The organism is Pseudanabaena sp. UWO310 (genome assembly GCF_006861605.1).
Classification (GTDB): Bacteria; Cyanobacteriota; Cyanobacteriia; order Pseudanabaenales; family Pseudanabaenaceae; genus Pseudanabaena.
In genome coordinates this window covers 152,461-170,742 of sequence record NZ_SELU01000001.1, presented here as the reverse complement: position 1 = coordinate 170,742, position 18,282 = coordinate 152,461, and the positions used below count along the sequence as shown (strand labels likewise).

General features: G+C 43.3%; 24 protein-coding genes, 1 tRNA gene, 1 pseudogene and 1 other annotated feature. Of the genes and pseudogenes, 21 read left to right on the top strand and 5 right to left on the bottom strand.

The features are described from left to right. Nucleotide 1 precedes the first annotated feature (1 nt). Together PseudUWO310_RS00785 and metG are read right to left on the bottom strand one after the other, a co-directional pair. Nucleotides 2-634, bottom strand: coding sequence for an NYN domain-containing protein (locus tag PseudUWO310_RS00785; RefSeq protein WP_142598306.1), 633 nt, complete (start codon nucleotides 632-634; stop codon nucleotides 2-4). A gap of 448 nt (nucleotides 635-1,082) precedes the next feature. After that, nucleotides 1,083-2,651 (bottom strand): methionine--tRNA ligase, encoded by a 1,569-nt coding sequence (gene metG, locus PseudUWO310_RS00780; RefSeq protein ID WP_142598211.1) that lies wholly within the window; start codon nucleotides 2,649-2,651, stop codon nucleotides 1,083-1,085. Nucleotides 2,652-2,770: 119 nt separating this feature from the next. On the opposite strand from metG, the gene PseudUWO310_RS00775 reads away from it, so the two are divergent. Further along, nucleotides 2,771-3,238, top strand: coding sequence for a nucleoside deaminase (locus PseudUWO310_RS00775; RefSeq protein WP_190315858.1), 468 nt, complete (start codon nucleotides 2,771-2,773; stop codon nucleotides 3,236-3,238). A 66-nt stretch (nucleotides 3,239-3,304) separates the two neighbouring features. Here PseudUWO310_RS00775 and PseudUWO310_RS00770 read toward each other — a convergent pair whose 3' ends face one another. After that, nucleotides 3,305-3,724, bottom strand: a complete 420-nt coding sequence (locus PseudUWO310_RS00770) for a hypothetical protein (protein WP_142598209.1) — start codon at nucleotides 3,722-3,724, stop codon at nucleotides 3,305-3,307. A gap of 122 nt (nucleotides 3,725-3,846) precedes the next feature. On the opposite strand from PseudUWO310_RS00770, the gene ilvD reads away from it, so the two are divergent. Continuing rightward, nucleotides 3,847-5,541, top strand: coding sequence for a dihydroxy-acid dehydratase (gene ilvD, locus PseudUWO310_RS00765; protein WP_142598207.1), 1,695 nt, complete (start codon nucleotides 3,847-3,849; stop codon nucleotides 5,539-5,541). Between the two features lie 216 nt (nucleotides 5,542-5,757). Next, entirely contained in the window at nucleotides 5,758-6,228 is a 471-nt protein-coding gene (locus PseudUWO310_RS00760; RefSeq protein WP_142598205.1) for a DUF29 domain-containing protein, read from the top strand. A gap of 165 nt (nucleotides 6,229-6,393) precedes the next feature. Here PseudUWO310_RS00760 and PseudUWO310_RS00755 read toward each other — a convergent pair whose 3' ends face one another. Both PseudUWO310_RS00755 and PseudUWO310_RS00750 read right to left on the bottom strand, forming a co-directional pair. Further along, the gene (locus PseudUWO310_RS00755) at nucleotides 6,394-6,927 is read right to left on the bottom strand and encodes a hypothetical protein (protein ID WP_142598203.1); all 534 of its coding nucleotides are present in this window, start codon (nucleotides 6,925-6,927) and stop codon (nucleotides 6,394-6,396) included. Continuing rightward, nucleotides 6,896-7,252 (bottom strand): DUF2250 domain-containing protein, encoded by a 357-nt coding sequence (locus tag PseudUWO310_RS00750; RefSeq protein WP_142598201.1) that lies wholly within the window; start codon nucleotides 7,250-7,252, stop codon nucleotides 6,896-6,898. The genes PseudUWO310_RS00755 and PseudUWO310_RS00750 overlap by 32 nt, the downstream gene beginning before the upstream one ends. Before the next feature lie 229 nt (nucleotides 7,253-7,481). Here PseudUWO310_RS00750 and PseudUWO310_RS00745 point away from each other — a divergent pair, with 229 nt between their 5' ends. From PseudUWO310_RS00745 to PseudUWO310_RS00660, 18 genes and pseudogenes are all read left to right on the top strand, one after another. Next, a complete protein-coding gene (locus PseudUWO310_RS00745; RefSeq protein ID WP_142598199.1) occupies nucleotides 7,482-7,706 on the top strand; it encodes a hypothetical protein in 225 nt (74 codons plus the stop codon). Next, the gene (locus PseudUWO310_RS00740; RefSeq protein WP_142598197.1) at nucleotides 7,703-7,987 is read left to right on the top strand and encodes a type II toxin-antitoxin system YafQ family toxin; all 285 of its coding nucleotides are present in this window, start codon (nucleotides 7,703-7,705) and stop codon (nucleotides 7,985-7,987) included. The genes PseudUWO310_RS00745 and PseudUWO310_RS00740 overlap by 4 nt, the downstream gene beginning before the upstream one ends. 305 nt (nucleotides 7,988-8,292) lie before the next feature. After that, a complete protein-coding gene (locus PseudUWO310_RS00735; RefSeq protein WP_190315857.1) occupies nucleotides 8,293-8,721 on the top strand; it encodes a hypothetical protein in 429 nt (142 codons plus the stop codon). A gap of 83 nt (nucleotides 8,722-8,804) precedes the next feature. After that, nucleotides 8,805-9,446 carry a hypothetical protein gene (locus tag PseudUWO310_RS00730; RefSeq protein ID WP_142598193.1) on the top strand — a complete coding sequence of 214 codons (642 nt, stop codon included), beginning with the start codon at nucleotides 8,805-8,807 and terminating at the stop codon, nucleotides 9,444-9,446. Between the two features lie 152 nt (nucleotides 9,447-9,598). Beyond that, nucleotides 9,599-10,450: a tRNA (5-methylaminomethyl-2-thiouridine)(34)-methyltransferase MnmD gene (locus PseudUWO310_RS00725; protein ID WP_142598191.1), complete on the top strand. Its 852-nt coding sequence runs from the start codon at nucleotides 9,599-9,601 to the stop codon at nucleotides 10,448-10,450. Nucleotides 10,451-10,622: 172 nt separating this feature from the next. Continuing rightward, nucleotides 10,623-10,847: a hypothetical protein gene (locus PseudUWO310_RS00720; protein WP_142598189.1), complete on the top strand. Its 225-nt coding sequence runs from the start codon at nucleotides 10,623-10,625 to the stop codon at nucleotides 10,845-10,847. Then, nucleotides 10,844-11,041: a PIN domain-containing protein gene (locus PseudUWO310_RS00715; protein WP_223805480.1), complete on the top strand. Its 198-nt coding sequence runs from the start codon at nucleotides 10,844-10,846 to the stop codon at nucleotides 11,039-11,041. Before PseudUWO310_RS00720 ends, PseudUWO310_RS00715 begins: the two co-directional genes overlap by 4 nt. 237 nt (nucleotides 11,042-11,278) lie before the next feature. Continuing rightward, nucleotides 11,279-11,641, top strand: a complete 363-nt coding sequence (gene rplS, locus PseudUWO310_RS00710) for a 50S ribosomal protein L19 (protein WP_040687955.1) — start codon at nucleotides 11,279-11,281, stop codon at nucleotides 11,639-11,641. A 100-nt stretch (nucleotides 11,642-11,741) separates the two neighbouring features. Then, nucleotides 11,742-11,814 (top strand) — tRNA-Trp (locus PseudUWO310_RS00705). Nucleotides 11,815-11,917: 103 nt separating this feature from the next. Further along, nucleotides 11,918-12,169: a preprotein translocase subunit SecE gene (gene secE, locus PseudUWO310_RS00700; protein ID WP_009626875.1), complete on the top strand. Its 252-nt coding sequence runs from the start codon at nucleotides 11,918-11,920 to the stop codon at nucleotides 12,167-12,169. Further along, a complete protein-coding gene (gene nusG, locus PseudUWO310_RS00695; protein ID WP_009626876.1) occupies nucleotides 12,169-12,810 on the top strand; it encodes a transcription termination/antitermination protein NusG in 642 nt (213 codons plus the stop codon). Before secE ends, nusG begins: the two co-directional genes overlap by 1 nt. A 44-nt stretch (nucleotides 12,811-12,854) precedes the next feature. Beyond that, nucleotides 12,855-13,280, top strand: coding sequence for a 50S ribosomal protein L11 (gene rplK / locus PseudUWO310_RS00690; protein ID WP_009626877.1), 426 nt, complete (start codon nucleotides 12,855-12,857; stop codon nucleotides 13,278-13,280). 117 nt (nucleotides 13,281-13,397) lie between these two features. Then, nucleotides 13,398-14,111: a 50S ribosomal protein L1 gene (gene rplA, locus PseudUWO310_RS00685; protein WP_009626878.1), complete on the top strand. Its 714-nt coding sequence runs from the start codon at nucleotides 13,398-13,400 to the stop codon at nucleotides 14,109-14,111. Nucleotides 14,112-14,225: 114 nt separating this feature from the next. Continuing rightward, nucleotides 14,226-14,360 (top strand) — a sequence feature (ribosomal protein L10 leader region). Between the two features lie 74 nt (nucleotides 14,361-14,434). Further along, nucleotides 14,435-14,962: a 50S ribosomal protein L10 gene (rplJ, locus tag PseudUWO310_RS00680; protein WP_142598187.1), complete on the top strand. Its 528-nt coding sequence runs from the start codon at nucleotides 14,435-14,437 to the stop codon at nucleotides 14,960-14,962. A 150-nt stretch (nucleotides 14,963-15,112) separates the two neighbouring features. Beyond that, on the top strand, nucleotides 15,113-15,502 hold the full coding sequence (gene rplL / locus PseudUWO310_RS00675) for a 50S ribosomal protein L7/L12 (protein ID WP_142598185.1): 390 nt from the start codon (nucleotides 15,113-15,115) through the stop codon (nucleotides 15,500-15,502). 145 nt (nucleotides 15,503-15,647) lie between these two features. After that, nucleotides 15,648-15,920 (top strand): annotated as a pseudogene (gene hisE, locus PseudUWO310_RS00670) (phosphoribosyl-ATP diphosphatase); the annotation flags it as partial. A gap of 125 nt (nucleotides 15,921-16,045) precedes the next feature. Beyond that, on the top strand, nucleotides 16,046-17,986 hold the full coding sequence (locus PseudUWO310_RS00665) for a transglycosylase domain-containing protein (RefSeq protein WP_142598183.1): 1,941 nt from the start codon (nucleotides 16,046-16,048) through the stop codon (nucleotides 17,984-17,986). 73 nt (nucleotides 17,987-18,059) lie between these two features. Then, entirely contained in the window at nucleotides 18,060-18,248 is a 189-nt protein-coding gene (locus PseudUWO310_RS00660; RefSeq protein WP_223805479.1) for a hypothetical protein, read from the top strand. Nucleotides 18,249-18,282: the final 34 nt, after the last annotated feature.

Sequence of the window (18,282 nt, the reverse complement as noted above, 5' to 3'; positions counted from 1 at the left end):
TTTAGATGTCGCGGTCGATATCTATGGATGCAACTCCAGAGATTGGACGGTATGTGTAGTTAGCGATCGATGGAGGACTGCTAGGTGCTTGAGATCGCGAGATCTTCATGATGTCTTCCTTGATGGCTTCAAGGTCAACATAGCGATCGGCGACATTAATTAAGTGGTCGCTGGTCATCGATCGCAAACTCACAACTTCAACGCGGACACCCCGATAGCTGGCAGCATCTACTGCGTAGGCGAGATCCCCATCGCCGCTGACTAATACGGCTGTGTCATAGGAACCGATTAGAGCCATCATGTCTACCGCAATTTCGACATCAAGGTTTGCCTTTTTGGAGCCGTCAGGCAGTTGAACGAGTTCTTTAGAGATAACTCGATAGCCGTTGCGCCGCATCCATAGTAAAAAACCCTGTTGCTTTTCATTGGTGCGATCGACCCCTGTATAGAAGAAGGCTCTGAGGAGGCGCGAACCATCGGTGAGACACAGTAGCAATTTGGTATAGTCGATCTCGATCCCCAATTGTAAAGCTGCGTAAAAAAGGTTGGAGCCATCGATAAAGATGGCGACGCGCCCTCGATTTTCTAAAATCTGGTCTGGCTTGAAGCCAGTATCTTGCTCAAAAGGTAACATGTTTTTGCCTATAGAACGTTTGTTATCCAGTGCTGAGGGATGAAGCTTTGGTATTAGCATTGATACTTAAAACCGTCCTAAGTGTTTACCTGATTTAGAAGAACCTCTTAAAACTTTTTAATAAACTCACACGTAGCCCAATATAGAGCCAGCGTCGGACGTTAAAAGTAACTTTTATAATAGAGAAATTTGCTTTATCCCAAGACTGTTTGAGAATTAAAATTTTTGGAGGATTTTAAAGTAAATTCCAGATGGTTTTGAAATAGATTTAAAATATTGAGACTGGTATTAATACAAGTTTTTATAAATAAGAATATAAAAACAAGGGGTTTGTAGTTATAACTTATCTTTAACTATACACCATAAGTAAATATACTCAGAGGCATAGATTTTGATAAGGGGGAAAGTTAATAAATTACACTAATTCCAACTTAAAGTGTATTGTCGTTTACATAATTTCAATACGTTGAAAGATTGGCGTTGGTGTGGTTGGGGATTTACTTGCTTGAAGTATTCCCCAATTTGTGTGACTCCAATCAGGTGGAGATGTTTCATCAAAACTTAAGCCCAATTGCTGATATGCTGCCATGCTGAGTCTGGGGGTGATTGGTGATATTAAATACACAGCAATCCGAACTGCTTCAAGCAAGGTATATAAGGTTTCGTTTACCTCTGGCTGTTTTCCTGCTTTGAATAGCTTCCAAGGCGTAGTTTCATCAATTAGTTTGTTGCAGTTCCAGATTAATTCTAAGATCTTCTCGCTAGCTGCTCGAAAGTTGAGATTTTGATAGTCAAGCGCAACCCGATCGCCTAGGTTTGTGGCTTGTTCGATGATGGGGGTGGTTAACTCTGATACCTCAGTGCGATCGCGGGGATCGCTGACAGGAATTGTTTGCTGACAATATTTATTTACCATTCCTAGGCTGCGATTGAGCAAATTGCCGAGGCTATTGGCGAGATCGGCATTGACAATGGCGACGAATCTTTCTTCGTTAAAGTCGCCATCGCGTCCAAACTCGATTTCCTTGAGAAAGTAATAACGAATGGGATCGGCTCCAAAGCGATCGACTAGGTCGTAGGGATCGATGGTGTTACCTAAAGTTTTACCCATTTTTAAACCGTCTTTTGTCAGCAAACCATGACCAAATACGCGCTTTGGCAGGGCTAAGCCCGCAGACATGAGCATGGCTGGCCAATAAATTGCATGGAATCTTAAAATGTCCTTGCCGATAATATGCAGGTTGAAGGGATACCACTTCTTAAGGGCATTTTCTAGGGTTGGTTCGTCGTCGGGATCGAGTAGTGCGGTGATATATCCAAGTAATGCATCAAACCATACGTAAATTGTATGGGTGGGATCGGTGGGGATCGGAAAGCCCCAATCGAGATTAATGCGGGAGATCGAGAAATCTTCGAGTCCCTGTTTCATGAAGCCCAAGACCTCATTGCGCCTGCTTTCGGGTTGGATAAAGTTGGGGTTGTCTTCGTGGAATTTGTCGAGAGCTGCTTGATATTTGGATAGGCGAAAGAAATAGTTGGGCTCGTCGCGCCATTCGCATACGACGTTGGTATGAATGGGGCAGTGATGGCTAGGGGGAAGTTCGCGCTCTTCTTTAAATTCTTCACAGGCGACACAGTACCAGCCCTTTTGTTGGTTTAAGTAAATATCTCCTGCATTGTAAACCCGTTGAAAAAATTCGTTAACGATCGCTTGATGTTTCGGAGCTGTTGTGCGCGTAAAGCGATCGAAGCGAATATTAAATTTTTCCCAAAGGCTATAAAACTCGGCTACGGTGCGATCGCAATGTTCTTGGGGCGATAAATGATTTTTTTCGGCGGTGCGTTGAATTTTTTGTCCATGCTCGTCCGTGCCAGTCACAAACATGACAGGATGTCCTTTGAGTCGATAGAACCGCGCCAAAGCATCGGCGGCAATCGTGGGGTACGCGCTACCAATATGGGGGCGATCGTTGACATAGAAAAGTGGAGTAGTTAAAGCGATCGGTTCTAGGGGCATAGAAGACTCAATTCAGGACTAATACCATTTTGCAAAAAAATGGCGGTAAATGTAACATTAAATCCCAAAATTATCGAATGTATGGGAATCATTCTCCAATTTTGCTGCTGGAACCCGCGATGAAAAATTTAATAATGCATCAATTTTGGATGGATCGGGCGATCGCCTTAGCTCAGGAGGCGGGAAGCTTGGGGGAAATTCCTGTGGGGGCTGTCATTGTTAATAAATGGGGTGAGGAGATCGCCACTGGGGTTAATCGCAAAGAACGCGATCGCGATCCTACCGCCCATGCTGAGATAGTGGCGATCCGTGAGGCGACAAGGGTTTTGCAAGACTGGCATCTCACGGGCTGTAGTCTCTACGTGACTCTAGAACCCTGTCCGATGTGTGCGGGAGCGATTTTGCAAGCAAGGATTAGCACTTTAATCTATGGTGCGGATGATCCCAAGACAGGATCAATCCGTACTGTAGCAAATTTGCCCGATAGTCCTGTCTCTTTTCATCGACTTGAGGCGATCGCAGGAATCCGCGAACGGGAATGTCAGGAATTATTGCAAACTTGGTTTCAACATCTTAGAAATTATTAGAAATTAAAGCCCAAAAAGCTGTAGCGCACGCGCAGCGTGCGCTACAGCTTTTTGGGCTGGATAGCTTTATTTGGTGCATAGAGCATTCAAGCGATCGACAATATCGCTTTCCTTACTGACGGCAGCGCTTAAATCTCCCTTAGCTTTTTCTAAGGCATTCTTGTCCTTGGCTTCAGTTGCTTTAACCTGCGTTTTTAGGGACTGGGAAACATCGCCATACATTGCTAATAACTGCCCTTGTAGCTCCTTCAGCTTCGAGTCTTGTACGTTCACGCTTTGTACTTCTGTGCGAATTTGTTCGATATTGTCGGCTAAAGCCCCCAACCCTGACATATCTTTAGGAGCGGCAAGATTTTTGGTTTTATTGGCGATAGTAACAACTTTGTTACATTGAGCAACTCGACTTTCGCCACAGCCATACAAACTAAGTCCGAGGGTTAAGGTAATTGTACTGATGACTGCATAACGTTTCAAAGACTGAGTCATGGGATTAGATAAGAGCGGGTGAAGTTGCATTGGTTTGGGAGCAATAGTCCAAAGTTATGGTTCGCGTGTCCAAAAATTCTAAAATGTTTTAGTTGATTAAGCTAATAACAGAGATTTGAACTATGTCCGATAGCACCGATAATCGCCGAAGTCGTGCAATTACCGAAGGCGTTCAGCGATCGCCAAACCGCGCTATGTTACGCGCTGTTGGTTTTCAAGATTCGGATTTTACTAAACCTATTGTCGGTGTAGCCAGCGCCCACAGTACCATTACACCATGTAACATGGGCATTGCTCCCCTTGCCATTCGTGCTGAAGCAGGGATTCGCGCCGCTAACGGGATGCCTCAAGTGTTCGGCACGATCACGATCAGCGATGGCATCTCCATGGGCACTGAAGGCATGAAGTATTCCCTCGTATCCCGTGATGTCATTGCTGACTCGATCGAAACCGCTTGTACAGGTCAGAGCATGGATGGCGTTTTAGCGATCGGTGGCTGTGATAAAAATATGCCAGGGGCGATGATCGCTATGGCAAGAATGAACATTCCCGCCTTATTTGTCTATGGGGGCACGATCGAGCCTGGACATTTGGATGGGGAAGATTTAACGGTAGTCAGCTCCTTTGAAGCTGTCGGTCAATATAGTGCGGGCAGAATTGACGAAGTAAGGCTTAACTCGGTCGAACGTAATGCCTGCCCTGGAGCGGGTTCCTGCGGTGGCATGTATACGGCTAATACGATGTCTTCGGCTTTTGAAGCTATGGGGATGAGTTTGATGTATTCCTCCACCATGTCGGCGGTTGCACCTGAGAAAGCGGCTAACACTGAACTGGCGGGCACGGTTTTAGTCAATGCGATTCGCAATAACCTTTGCCCCCGTGACATCATCACTCGCAAATCGATCGAAAATGCGATTTCCGTAGTTATGGCTGTCGGTGGATCGACGAATGCGGTTTTACACTTTTTGGCGATCGCTCATTCCGCAGGTGTGGAATGGAATCTTGATGATTTTGAGCGTATTCGCGAGCGCGTTCCCGTTCTCTGTGACCTCAAACCATCGGGACGTTATGTTGCGACCGATCTCCATAAGGCAGGTGGGATTCCTCAAGTTATGAAGATGCTTTTAGCTCAAGGGCTACTACATGGCGACTGCATCACGATTACGGGTCAAACCGTTGAAGAAGTTCTCAAAGACATTCCTGTGGAACCCCGTTCCGATCAAGATGTCATTCGTCCTTGGGATCGTCCTATGTACAAACAGGGACACCTTGCAATTCTGAGAGGCAATCTGGCGGAAGAAGGAGCAGTTGCCAAAATCTCTGGCGTTAAAAATCCAATCATTACTGGTCCCGCTCGCGTCTTTGAATCAGAAGAAGCCTCTCTTGCGGCGATCCTCGACAACAAGATCAATGCAGGCGATATTTTGGTGATTCGCTATGAAGGTCCTAAGGGTGGTCCGGGAATGCGCGAAATGCTAGCGCCCACTAGTGCCATTATTGGGGCTGGTTTGGGTGATTCTGTCGGCTTGATTACCGATGGACGTTTTTCGGGCGGAACCTATGGCATGGTAGTTGGTCATGTCGCTCCTGAGGCTTTTGTGGGTGGTACGATCGCCTTAGTAAATGAAGGTGACTCGATCACAATTGATGCCCATCAGCGCTTGATCCAACTCAACGTAAGCGAAGAGGAACTTGCTGTCCGTCGTGCTAATTGGAAAGCGCCTGCCCCTCGCTACACCAAGGGCGTTTTGGCGAAATATGCCAAACTAGTGGCAACTAGTAGTAAAGGTGCTGTAACCGATCTAGACCTGTTCTAATTGATTACAAGTAGAGAGAGGCTTGCAAATGCAAGCCTCTCTCTACATTTTTTGCATGATAGTAAAATAGCGATCGCATTAAATGATGTTAAACAAATGCTTGGTTTATGAGGTTGAAACTAAATCGCCATGTGAATAATTGCAGTCAAGGCGATCTTCTACAGTTAACATCTAGATTAGAATAATTTGAGATGAGCGATCGCAGGAGAATCTCTAATGACTCAAACAATTGCAAAAAAAATATCACTTTACGACCAAGATCTAAATCTGTGGCTAGAAACAGTGATCGCGCAATTAAAGAGTGGTAGTTTAGAAAACCTCGATATTGAAAATCTGGTAGAGGAGTTGGAAGGCTTAGCAGGTAGAGATCGGCGTGAGTTAAGAAGAAGGCTATCGACACTTCTGGAACATTTACTCAAACGTTGCTATGTTGAAAGCGAGTATGACTATGCGGGATGGGAAATCACTATTGATCGTACTCGATTTGAAATAATCGGTATTTTGAGTCAGTCGCCTAGCCTTAGAAACTATGTAAATAGTGATGAATTATTTGAAGAAGCTTTTGCTCTTGCTTTGCGTACGGTAAGAAAAAATCAAGGGTATAAAAATGTTGATTTCCCAAATAACTGGAAATTTAGTCGCGATATTGATGACATATTAAATGTTGATTTTTGGGAGATTCTATAAAATATTTTATAAAACGTAAGATGCGATCGCTTACTCAAATCACCACAAGGCGATCGCTATTTGCCAAAAGTAAAACCGCGATCGCTTTAAATGATGTCAAACAAATGCTTGGTTTATTAGATTTTAGCTAAATCGCTATTTGAATAAGTGCAGTAAGGGCGATCGCTAATCTTGCAGCCTATCTAAAAAGTCTTGATATTTTTTCTGTTGATTTTCTTTCGTTGACCATAACTTCACTCTTTTAAAATCTATCGGATGACGTTTTGCAACCATGACTGCTTGATCGAGACTTTGACGATCGTTCCAGTGATAGAAACCTGCAAGGCGATCCATGACGCATAAAGTCGGGGTGAGAATGTGTAATTCTAATTCACCAATTTTCTGCACGGTGCATTCTTTGTAATCAATGTACTGTTCCCCAATCATCAGGGGTGATGGAGGGAACTCAACATAATAGTTTGTATTTGGATGGATGAAATATCTACCTTCTTTGCTAAATCCTATCTGACACATTACCTCTTCTAGCTTTTGAGAACTAGCGGGAGAAATAAAATCGAGATCGTCGGATTGATATTCGTTTTCTGAGTACACTGTAACGACACCACCACCTGTTAGCACGGCGATGATATTGGCTTTGGTAAGCGTATCTGAGACGATCGCAGCAATTTTAGCTAGGGATGAGGTTTCGTGTATTTCCAAGGGGTTTATCAGCTTTGCGAGGGCGACGGCGTTGGCGGTAGTAAGCTTTGATTTCTTCGGGTGGGGTGACTTTGAGGCGTTGGGCTAGTAGATTTCTAACGGTCGCTACAAAGGGCGATCGCGGGTTCCATGTATAGAGGCGAGTTTTGCCGACTAAGCGACTAACTAATAATCCTGAGTCTTCAAATTTTTGCAGTTGTTTTTGTACTGAACTCAAGGATATCTCAAAGGTATCGGCGATCGCTTTGCCGTAGCCTTCTTCATAATTTTCGAGATATAGCAAAACCTGTTCAGGTGTTTTACCACCAAAAAGTTCTTTTAGCATAGGTTTTCAGTCTAAGACTATCTACCTATTATAGAGGTTATATAGTTGTTGTTACAGGTGGATTTATTGGATTTGAGTTAAAGACGATCGCTTTAAATAATGTTAAACAAATGCTCGGTTTATGAGATTTTAGCTAATTACTATTTGAATAAGTGCAGTAAAGGCGATCGCTTTTTTCTGAAGTATAATGACAACTGAGGTTACAGAGTAAATTTTCATAAATAATCCTATGAGTCAAGCCTTAAAAACGTCCCTATTTCAAGATGCTCTCACTGCCATAGATGCTTTGTCTTTAGACGATCAAGCTGCTTTAATTGACGTGTTGAATAATCGTTTGAAGTTGCGTCAACGTCAGCAAGTTATTAGAGAAGTTCGAGAGGTTCAGCAGGAGTATCGAGAAGGTAAATTCAAATCTGGTTCTGTTGATGATTTTTTGGCGGAGTTGGATAGTTGAGAAATATTGATTGGACTGCTAAATCTCAGCGAGCTTTTAAACGTCTAATTCGCAAAAGTCCACAACTACGCCCTTTAATTGAAAAGACGTTGCGGCAACTAGCGGAAGATCCTTATCATCCAAGTTTGAGAACTCATAAACTGGTTGGAGATCTCTCAGATATTTGGGCTTGTTCTGTAGACTATAACCATCGCATTTTGTTTGAGTTTGTGCAAAAAGCTGAATCCGAGCTGGATGCGATTTTATTGTTAAATATTGGCTCTCATGATGAGGTTTATTAAATTTAGAGATCGCCTATCCAAGCTGTATGCCATAAACGATCAATGATGATCGCTTTAAATGATGTTAAACAGATGTTTGGTTTATGAGATTTTAGAAATACTATATAACCCCAGTTGCTACCTATTCGCTCAAAACATAATTTAAAGCAAAAAAAACTAGATATTTATATGACAATGGCAATATTTAGGACTTAGCTAGGCTGTTGTCAACCCGTTTGGAGGTGGTTTTTGATAGGTAGCAACTTGGGTTATATACAAAAATTGATTGTTTCCTAATGACGATATAAACCGTCAAATATGTAATTATGATAAGTAAAATCAAAATTAATAATGTTTTTAGTGCAACCCACATGAATATTACTGCCGCAGCATTTGCAAGTTTAGTTTTATCTACATTTTGTTTTGATACTGCTTGGGCTGGGCAAAAGACAATAAATTTTGTTAATTCCAGAGAAGTGTCTGTTGGTAGTTATTACAGACAAAATGGTACTTATGTGTCTCCATATATTCGGACTGCTCCTAATCAGACAAGAAATGATAATTGGTCAACTATCGGCAATATTAACCCTTACACGGGCAGAGCAGGAACAAAAGAAGGCGATTCAACAATTCCAACTACTTACACTTATCCAAGTTTTGGTTCTTTATATGAACCATTAAACGTTCTCAGAGAATGTGATTTAACAGCAGCAGACGGTAAAGTGCTAGCTAGAGCATGGTATTACTGTAAATAAAATCATCCTAAGTACAGGACAAAAATCTTAAAACACTTCCTTGGAATATCTATAGTTATCTATTTTTTAGAGGATAGAGATAAATGATTAAGCATGTGATTGAGAAATTTCTCGGCAAACGGATAGAGGAAAAAATACTTGATAGCGGTAAGTGCCTAAGTACATTTGATTGGCTCACTTTTGACTCAGAAATTCTTCGAGGGGGAGGTATATCAAGCAAATCTGAAAACCGCTTGGGGGAAGAAGGTTTACTTGCATCATGGACTATTCAACAAATGATGTCCAAATCTTTTTGGATAGAGCCTGCTAGTTTTTTTGAGACTTTTGGGGTGTGGGACGATCCCTTTCCTGATGATGACATTATTGTTGAGTTATATAAAGAACTTATTCTCCTTAGAGGTTGGCAGGGTTTTCCCTTGACTACTTTCCGTTATATTTATCGAGTTGAAAATTCTCCTGTCTCGGCAATACTAATAGAATCAGGGCGTGCAAAATATTTGGCGGTGAATAAATTATTTGAGGCTGGTGAACTCCCGAATGGCTATAAAATCCCTGTGTTCCATCTCGATTATATGTACAACATAGTTGAGTCCAAGTATAGAAAAATTCTTAAATCAGCTTTCATAAACTCGAAGGGAGCTAATATCAACGAACATTTCAATGCGCGTGAACTAATTGCAGCCAACAGATTTCTTTCTCTTTGCACAGGAATTGGCTACCCCTGATTCGTTGGTGTTATATGACTTTATGTAAATTTATCAAATTCTAGGGAAATCTTTGAGATCGCAAGTGGTGATTTGGCTATCTTTACTTACTATCGCCCCTTACTTGACCAGAGATTAGAAAGGCGATCGCCTATTGGGTATGCTTTTAGACTATGGATAAACTCTCACTTTTCCCCACAGAAGATGGGTCTGTTACCTTCTGGTCAGAAACCTTTCAAGAAACCTTTCATAGTTCCCACGGCGCAAAGAACGAAGCCGAAGCTAAGTTTGTCATTCCTGCCAAAATTGCCGAAAAAGCCAAATCTCAAACGCAACTCAACATTCTCGATGTTTGCTATGGCTTAGGTTATAACTCGGCAGCCGCGATCGCCAGTGTCTCCGCCTTACCAAAACCCTCTGCCCATCTACATATCATCGCCCTCGAAAATAATCTCGAAGTTCCCCAACAGGCGATCGCCGCAGGCTTAGTAAATATCTGGCAACCAGCGATCGCGCAAATTCTCAAGATTGCTGTCGAACGGAGATCGGTCGAAACCAAAGATGTCACCTTACAACTCCTCATCGGTGATGCCCGTCAAACCATCGGTCAAGTGCCTACAAAATGGGCTGATGCCATTTTTCTCGATCCCTTCTCACCGCCCCATTGTCCCCAACTTTGGACAGTCGAATTTATCCAACTTTTAGCCAACTGCCTCAAACCCGACGGCTATCTCGTCACCTACTCTTCATCCGCCGCCGTTCGTGCTGCCATGCTTGCCGCAGGATTACAAATTGGCGCGATCGCCCCCATCGGACGCAAATCCCCCAGCACGATCGCCGCCTTTGCCCCCACAGCACTACCACCTATCTCCGACACCGAAGCCGCATTTCTCACAACTCGTGCCGCGATCCCCTATCGCGATCGGACTTTACAAGGCACAGCCTCAGAAATTATTGCGCTCCGCCAAAACGAACAAAAAAATAGTAACCTTCCTCCTAGCTCCAGTCTTCGCAATAAAAAATAAGCAATTAATACCAATTTCCAAAATGGCAACGCCATTTTAGAAATTTCAAAACTTTACTGGGTTTGGTGTTTAATTCACAAAAGTGTTGTCACACTTTCGTGAATTGGTATTACTTGGGAGAATCATAACTTTGAAAAGCTAAACTAGAATTAAAAGGAAAAGAGGGCAGATTATGACCATCAAAGAGCAGTTGATTCGCGAAATTGAGCAAGCACCTGAAGCATACGTCATAAAATTTATGCAGGTTTGGCAGTTTGCCAAGCAGCCCTCTAATTACAGCAGTGAAGCTAAATTATCTGATTTCTTTCGTCAATCACCACTTGCTGAAGTTGCTGCTAATGGGGAGTTAGATCTTAGCCGCGATCGCAGTCTATCGCCTGATCGATTTATCTTATGAATTACCTACTCGACACCTGCTTAGTTTCTGAACTAGTTTCCAAGCAACCTAATCAAAGAGTGATGGATTGGCTTGATGCTCAAGACTCTAATTCGCTTTATCTAAGTGTGATCACGATTGGTGAAATTACTAAAGGGATTACTAAGCTCCCTGCATCTCAACGCAAAAAAGACCTAATCCCTCGTTACTCGTAATGAAAAAGACTTTTCAGGATCGGGAGTTACAATTGTAAATCCTTGGGTTAGTTAAAAATATTGTGAAATTTTCGTTGGAATGACGCATCACTTTGTCGATTAAAGCTGTTTATAAGGAAGGAATAAGCAGCTATAGGCAAACTCAATCACAGTAAAACAAAAATAACTTGCAAAACATATAGACATAGGATCGATCATGCTCTAACATAGATGATCGCGACTTTTTTGGCATTCCTCATGAACGCTGTTGAAATCATACGCTCAATTGAAGCGGAATATATCAAAACGGATCTCCCCAAAATTTATGTGGGAGATACTGTCAAGGTTGGAGTTAGGATCAAAGAGGGCGGCAAAGAACGTACTCAGCCATACGAAGGCGTGATCATTGCAAGGCGTGGTTCTGGCATTAACTCTGTCATTACTGTTCGTCGTGTATTTCAAGGAGTAGGAGTCGAGCGAGCCTTCTTGCTGCATTCTCCTCAAATTGAAAGCATCAAAGTGATTCGTCGTGGTAAAGTGCGTCGTGCTAAACTCTACTACTTACGCGACCTTGTTGGTAAAGCAACTCGTCTTAAACAAAGATTTGATCGCCCACTATAGAACCATCTATGGTTATACTAGTTATCGAACACTATTTTGATATAGCAATCGATACATTAGATATAGCTAGTTGCGCGTCAAAATCCTGTTTACATTACGTGCGTCCTTAGTTCAGTTGGTAGAACGCAGGTCTCCAAAACCTGATGTCGGGGGTTCGAGTCCCTCAGGGCGCGCTTCACCAATTTCACAAGTTTTAAATTACTCAAGTTTTTTCAAGATAGTACTTAAACCTATCGCATTTACAAAGATTGCAAAGGAATCGCAAGAGTTGCCGCTATGACGAAAAACGAACTGAAAGAGCAACCAAGAGAAGTATCCAAGAATGAATCAGATGTACCATCTGGCTCTTCTGGCATATTTAATCTTTTTGCAGAATCTAAAGCCGAATTCGGTAAGATTGTTTGGCCGACTCGCCAGCAGTTAATTAGTGAATCTGCATCCGTTCTTTTGATGATCGTTGCAGTAGCAACCTTTGTTTATCTGGTTGATGCCTTGTTTAAGGCGATCGCATTGAAGGTGTTTCAATAATGTTTACCGAGGACATCGACCCCCCATCTAGCTTCGACAATGGAGACGTACTGTTTCAATGGTACGCCGTTCAGATTGCTTCGGGCTGTGAAAAAAAGGTCAAGTCAAGCCTAGAACAACGCATCAAAACCCTTGATGTAGAGGATCGGATTAAGCAGATTGAAATTCCGCAAACGCCGACCGTCAAACTTAGAAAAGATGGTAGTCGATTGACCTCTGAGGAAAAGATTTTTCCTGGGTATGTTCTGATTCAGATTAAAACTGTCAGAAATGAGATTGGGCAGTTAGAAGTTGATGATGATGCATGGCTTGCTGTCAAAAGCACCCCCCATGTCATTAACTTCGTCGGCACAGAACAAAAAAGACACTACGGTCGCGGTCGCGGACATGTTAAGCCTCGGCCATTGACCGAGAAAGAAGTCGAAAGAATCTTCCGTGTCACCGTCGAGCAAGAGCCAGTTCTCAAAATCAACATGGCTCAAGGCGACAAGATTAAAGTGCTTAACGGACCTTTCAAAGACTTTGAAGGCGAAGTGGTGGAAGTTAGCCCAGAGCGGAGTAAACTCAAAGCCCTTCTCTCAATCTTTGGTAGAGACACCCCTGTAGAACTAGAGTTCAATCAGGTACAAAAGCAAAACTAACTCACTCAAACGCAGGTTTGTAGATTTTTTAACGGCTAAAATCAATGGCTAAGAAAGTTACAGCAATTATCAAGTTAGCACTTAATGCTGGTAAGGCTAGCCCAACTCCACCAGTTGGTCCTGCTTTAGGTCAGCATGGTGTCAACATCATGATGTTTTGTAAGGAATATAACGCCCGTACTGCCGATCAAGCAGGCATGGTCATTCCTGTAGAAATATCTGTATATGAAGACCGAAGCTTTACCTTCGTTCTGAAGACTCCTCCAGCATCTGTTCTCATTCAAAAAGCCGCTGGCATTTCCTCTGGTTCTGCTGAGCCTAACCGTAAGAAAGTTGGTTCCATTACTAGAGATCAATTGCGTCAGATCGCTGAAACCAAGATGCCTGATATCAATGCAAATGATATCGATGCGGCAATGAAGATTATTGAAGGCACTGCTAAGAACATGGGCGTTACCATTAACGCTTAATTGTTTAAACGCTTAATTATTTAAGTTTTACCAGTCTTCTCGCCCATCCATTCAAAAATAAAAATTTTAGTCGGGGGAGGAAATTAAATTTTCCGATCGCACCCCTAAGGATCAACCATGGCAAAGAAAGTATCAAAGCGCTTAAGAGAAGCGCAAAGTAAAGTCGAAGATCGGGCTTACGCACCTATCGACGCTCTAGAACTAGTTAAGGTCACTGCAACTGCTAAGTTTCCTGAGTCCGTCGAAGCTCATGTAAGATTGGGTATCGATCCGAAGTACGCCGACCAACAATTGCGGACGACGGTAACCCTACCTAAGGGAACTGGACAGACAATTCGAGTAGCAGTTATCGCTCGCGGTGAAAAGGTCGCTGAGGCTACTGCCGCAGGTGCGGATATCGCTGGTTCTGAGGAACTAATTGATGAAATCAGCAAGGGACGCATGGATTTTGACCTGCTGATTGCTACACCTGATATGATGCCTCAAGTGGCTAAGCTTGGTAAATTGCTTGGTCCAAGAGGATTGATGCCTTCACCTAAAGGTGGTACGGTAACTACTGATCTCGGTGGTGCAATTAATGAGTTCAAAGCTGGTAAGCTAGAATTCCGTGCCGATCGTACAGGTATCGTCCATATCCTGTTTGGCAAGGCAGCTTTTCCCGCCGAAGACTTGCTAACTAATCTCAAAGCTTTGCAAGAAACGATTGATCGCAATCGTCCTTCTGGCGCAAAGGGTAGATACTGGAGATCGCTTTATGTATCTGCAACTATGGGGCCAGCGATCGAAGTCGATGTCGCTGCTCTACGCGATCTCAAATTGGCAGAAGCCTAAAGCCTTTTAAAGTCATTGTCTAAGAGATTTCTATCCGCATAGAATCCTTGTAGAAAAAATCTCTTAGAGTAATTAAAGCCAACTCTTAATTTGTTCATAAGCCTAGAAAGAAATTTCTTTAACTGAATATATCCATAGACAGCAGGTGCTAATGGCTTAATTTCCTGCCGAGGTGTTTTAAAAAGATTCTTCAAAGAATGCTTTTTTGAGCCTCGGTCTGTGAAAAGACGAGGCTTTTTAAATGGCTTAAAAGATCCACATAGTCACTTTAACGGCTCATCACACCATTAAAGTGACTCCAAATATAAGGAGGTGAGAACCATATGGGTAAGACCCTAGACCAAAAAAAAGTTTTAGTCGGAGAAATGACCAAAGAGTTTGAAGGAACTCAGATGGTTATGGTGATCGATTATTCAACTTTGACAGTAGCTGAAATTACCAAACTCCGCCGCTCACTCCGTCCCACGGGTACGGTGTGCAGAACTACCAAAAATACTTTGCTCAAACAGGCTATTTCTGAAACTCCTCAATGGAAGTCCTTAGAAGGCTTTCTTGTTGGTCCTTCAGCTTGTTTATTTGTCAAAGAAGACATTGGTGGTGCTGTTAAGGCTTATCAAGCTTTCCAAAAGGAATCTAAGAAGACCGAACTTCGGGGCGGTGTATTAGAAGGTCGTGCGCTAACTGCAAAGGATTTGCAAGCGATCGCCGATCTACCTTCTAAGGAAGTGCTTATCTCGCAAATTGCTGGGGCAATCAACGCAGTTACTGCCAAGATCGCGATCGGCATCAAAGAGGTTCCTCAATCTCTGGGCAGAGCCATCAAAGCTGTTTCCGAAAAAGAAGCTGCTTAAGGAGTCACTTGGCTATTAGCGCTTAGCTATTAGCTCAACCTCTCCAAAAGCTAAAGGCTAAAAGCCAAAAGCTAACAGCTAACAGCTAAAAGCCAAAAGCTAAAAGCAACCAAACCTAAAACCCAATCTAATTAACTAAAGAGAAAAACTATGTCTGCAAAAATCGATAGCATCATTGAAGAACTAAAGACTTTGACCCTTCTTGAAGCTGCTGAATTGGTTAAAGCGATCGAAGAAACCTTCGGCGTTTCGGCTGCTGCTCCTGTTGGTGGCGTAGTTGTTGCTGCTGCTGGTGGTGGCGCTGCGGTTGAAGAAGTTGAAGAAAAGACCTCCTTCGACTTGGTACTTGACGAAGTTCCCGCTGACAAGAAGATCGCCGTTCTGAAGATCGTTCGCGAAATCACTGGCTTAGGGCTTAAGGATGCTAAGGATCTTGTTGAATCTGCACCTAAGACCGTTAAAGAAGGTCTGCCTAAGGCTGATGCTGAAGCTGCTAAGAAGCAAATCGAAGAAGCTGGTGGTAAGGTTTCCATCAAGTAATTGTTGGGGCTCACTTTGCTAATGTTCTGCTTTGTGGAACATAAAAAATAATAATAAAGGCACGCTATGCGTGCCTTTATTATTAAGGTTGGGGGATGCTTGACATCTCACAATTATTTTGTATAGGTATTTGGGTTTTATGAACGATCCCCTCTCAGAATTATTTGCGGTGATTGTCGATCGCCGCGAGCATCCGCAAGAAAGTTCTTATACCTGCAAATTATTTGCGGGTGGCGATAACAAGATTTTAAAAAAAATTGGCGAAGAGTCTGCCGAAGTAGTTATGGCTTGTAAAGATGACGATCCTGATGCGATCGCTTCGGAAGTTGCCGATTTGTTTTATCACACCCTTGTGGCGATCGCCCACCACCATGTCGATCTGCAATTGGTATACGATAAGCTGGCTCAGCGGCGCTAAAGAGTCTGAAAGCATGACTGCAAAAGTAGCATTAAAAAAATACGAGGTAGTTTTTTAATGCTACTGCCCGAAATACTTATTAATGAAGTAAGATTACCTATGAATTGATCGAAGGGTAGATTGCTGTGGCATCAAATAGTGTAGAGCGTTCTCAGTCTCTTACGGGCAGTATTTTAAAAGGCACTCTCAAAGCAGTTGGTGGCACTTTACTAGGCATCATCATGATTGGTGGTGCGGCGGTGGCTGGTGGACTAGTGGGATTGGCTCTCAGTTTCCGCGATCTGCCCGATGTCAGAGTTCTGAAAGGTTACGTACCCGTCGAAACCACCTATATTTACGATATTAATGGTGGATTAATTGCTAGGCTACATGGCGATGTTAACCGCGAAGTTGTTACCCTTGATCGCATATCTCCACACCTAAAGCGATCGGTTTTAGCAATGGAAGATGCCTATTTCTATACCCACAAGGGTGTCGATCCCAGCGGCATTGGTCGCGCGATCTTAGCTAACTTTAATGCAGGTGGAACCGTGGAAGGTGGATCCACTCTAACCCAGCAATTAGTTAAAAATTTATTTCTATCGAACGAACGCAGTCTGAACCGAAAAGTCGCTGAAGCTGTTTTAGCAATGCGGGTCGAACAGGTGTTTACTAAGGAACAAATCCTTGAAATGTACCTCAACCAAGTATTTTGGGGAAAAAATACGAATGGCGCAGAAACCGCATCGCAAAATTATTTTGGCAAATCAGCGGCGGACTTGACCCTTGGGGAAGCTGCGATGCTCGCAGGTACGATCCAAGCCCCCTCAGTATTTAATCCCGTTGATAATTTTGCTGAAGCCAAGAAACGCCAAGGATTAGTATTAGATCGGCTTTTAGAATTGGGATGGTCAACTCCTGCGGAAGTTAAAGCGGCAAAAGCACAAAAAATTGTCATCCGTAAGCAAGGAATTTCCTATGAAGCCAGTCGTGTTCCCTATGTTTCACAGGCGGTAACGGCGGAATTAGAAGAGAAATTCGGTAAAGACGTGGTCTTGCAAGGTGGACTGCGCGTCCAGACGACGATTGACCTAAAACTTCAACGCATCGCCGAAGAGGTTGCGGCGGAGGGACATAAAGATTTAGTCGATCGCGGAGCCTATGCCGATCAATTGGCACTAGTGGCAGTCGATCCGCGCACGGGCTTTGTCAAAGCTCTTGTGGGTGGGGTTGGGGACTTCGACAAAAATCAATTTAACCGAGCCGTGCTCGCTAGAAGACAGCTAGGTTCTTCCTTCAAGCCTTTTGTGTACTACGCGGCCTTTGCTACGGGTAACTACACTCCCGACTCGGTGATTGATGATAGTCCCATGACTATTCCCGATGGTGACGAACCCTATATCCCCCGCAACTACGATAATAAGTTCTCTGGACCTATTACGATTCGTCAGGCGATCGCCGTTTCTCGGAATATTCCCGCTCTGAAGTTGGGAATCGAGGTTGGTGCTGAAAATGTGATTGCTATTTGTCGAAAATTAGGTATTACCAGCCCTCTCAAACCAGTTGTCTCCTTGCCCCTTGGTGCGGCTGATGTCACGCCTCTAGAGGTTGCAGGAGCCTATGCCGTCTTTGCCAGTGGTGGCTACAAGTCGAAAACCACATTGATAGCCCGTGTGACCGATCGCAATGGCAACCTAGTTTTAGATAATACTCCCAAGCCTGAATTAATCCTCGATCCGATCGCCGTTTCCTATCTGACCGATGCGTTACGCGGAGTAGTCACCAATGGCACGGCAACTGAGGCGCAAATGAGCGACGGCAGACCCATTGCAGGTAAAACGGGTACTACTTCAGATTTCCGCGATGCATGGTTTGTTGGTTATGTACCGCAGTTGGCTGTAGCAATTTGGATCGGTAATGATGATTACACGCCTATGGCAAATGGTGTCACTGGTGGTGTATACGTAACTCCAATTTGGCGCAAATTTATGGAAAGGGCTCTAGCAGGTCAACCGATCGAGCAATTCCCCGTGCCAAGCGAAATTCAAGATAAAGAAGGGAGCAAGAAGCCCCCACAAAAAAACTAAGTTAGCTAGTTTATTTTCGATTCTCGCTTAGATTATGCCTCTGATTATGCCTCTACAGAATTTTTCACAAGCTATGGCACAGACGTTATTTGTTATTCAGTTGTTGTTCTACTCGACAATGATCTCTGTGGTAATTAAGTATGCCTTACCCGATTGGTCATTACTGAGCGGCTTAGATGTAGAGGTGATGAATTTGTTGTCCTTAGGATTGATTACTTTACCTGTAGGGCTATTCGCCTTTGTTTTGTGGTTAAAGCGTTAGTTTTGAGAAATTCTATGAGAAATTCTATACGTTA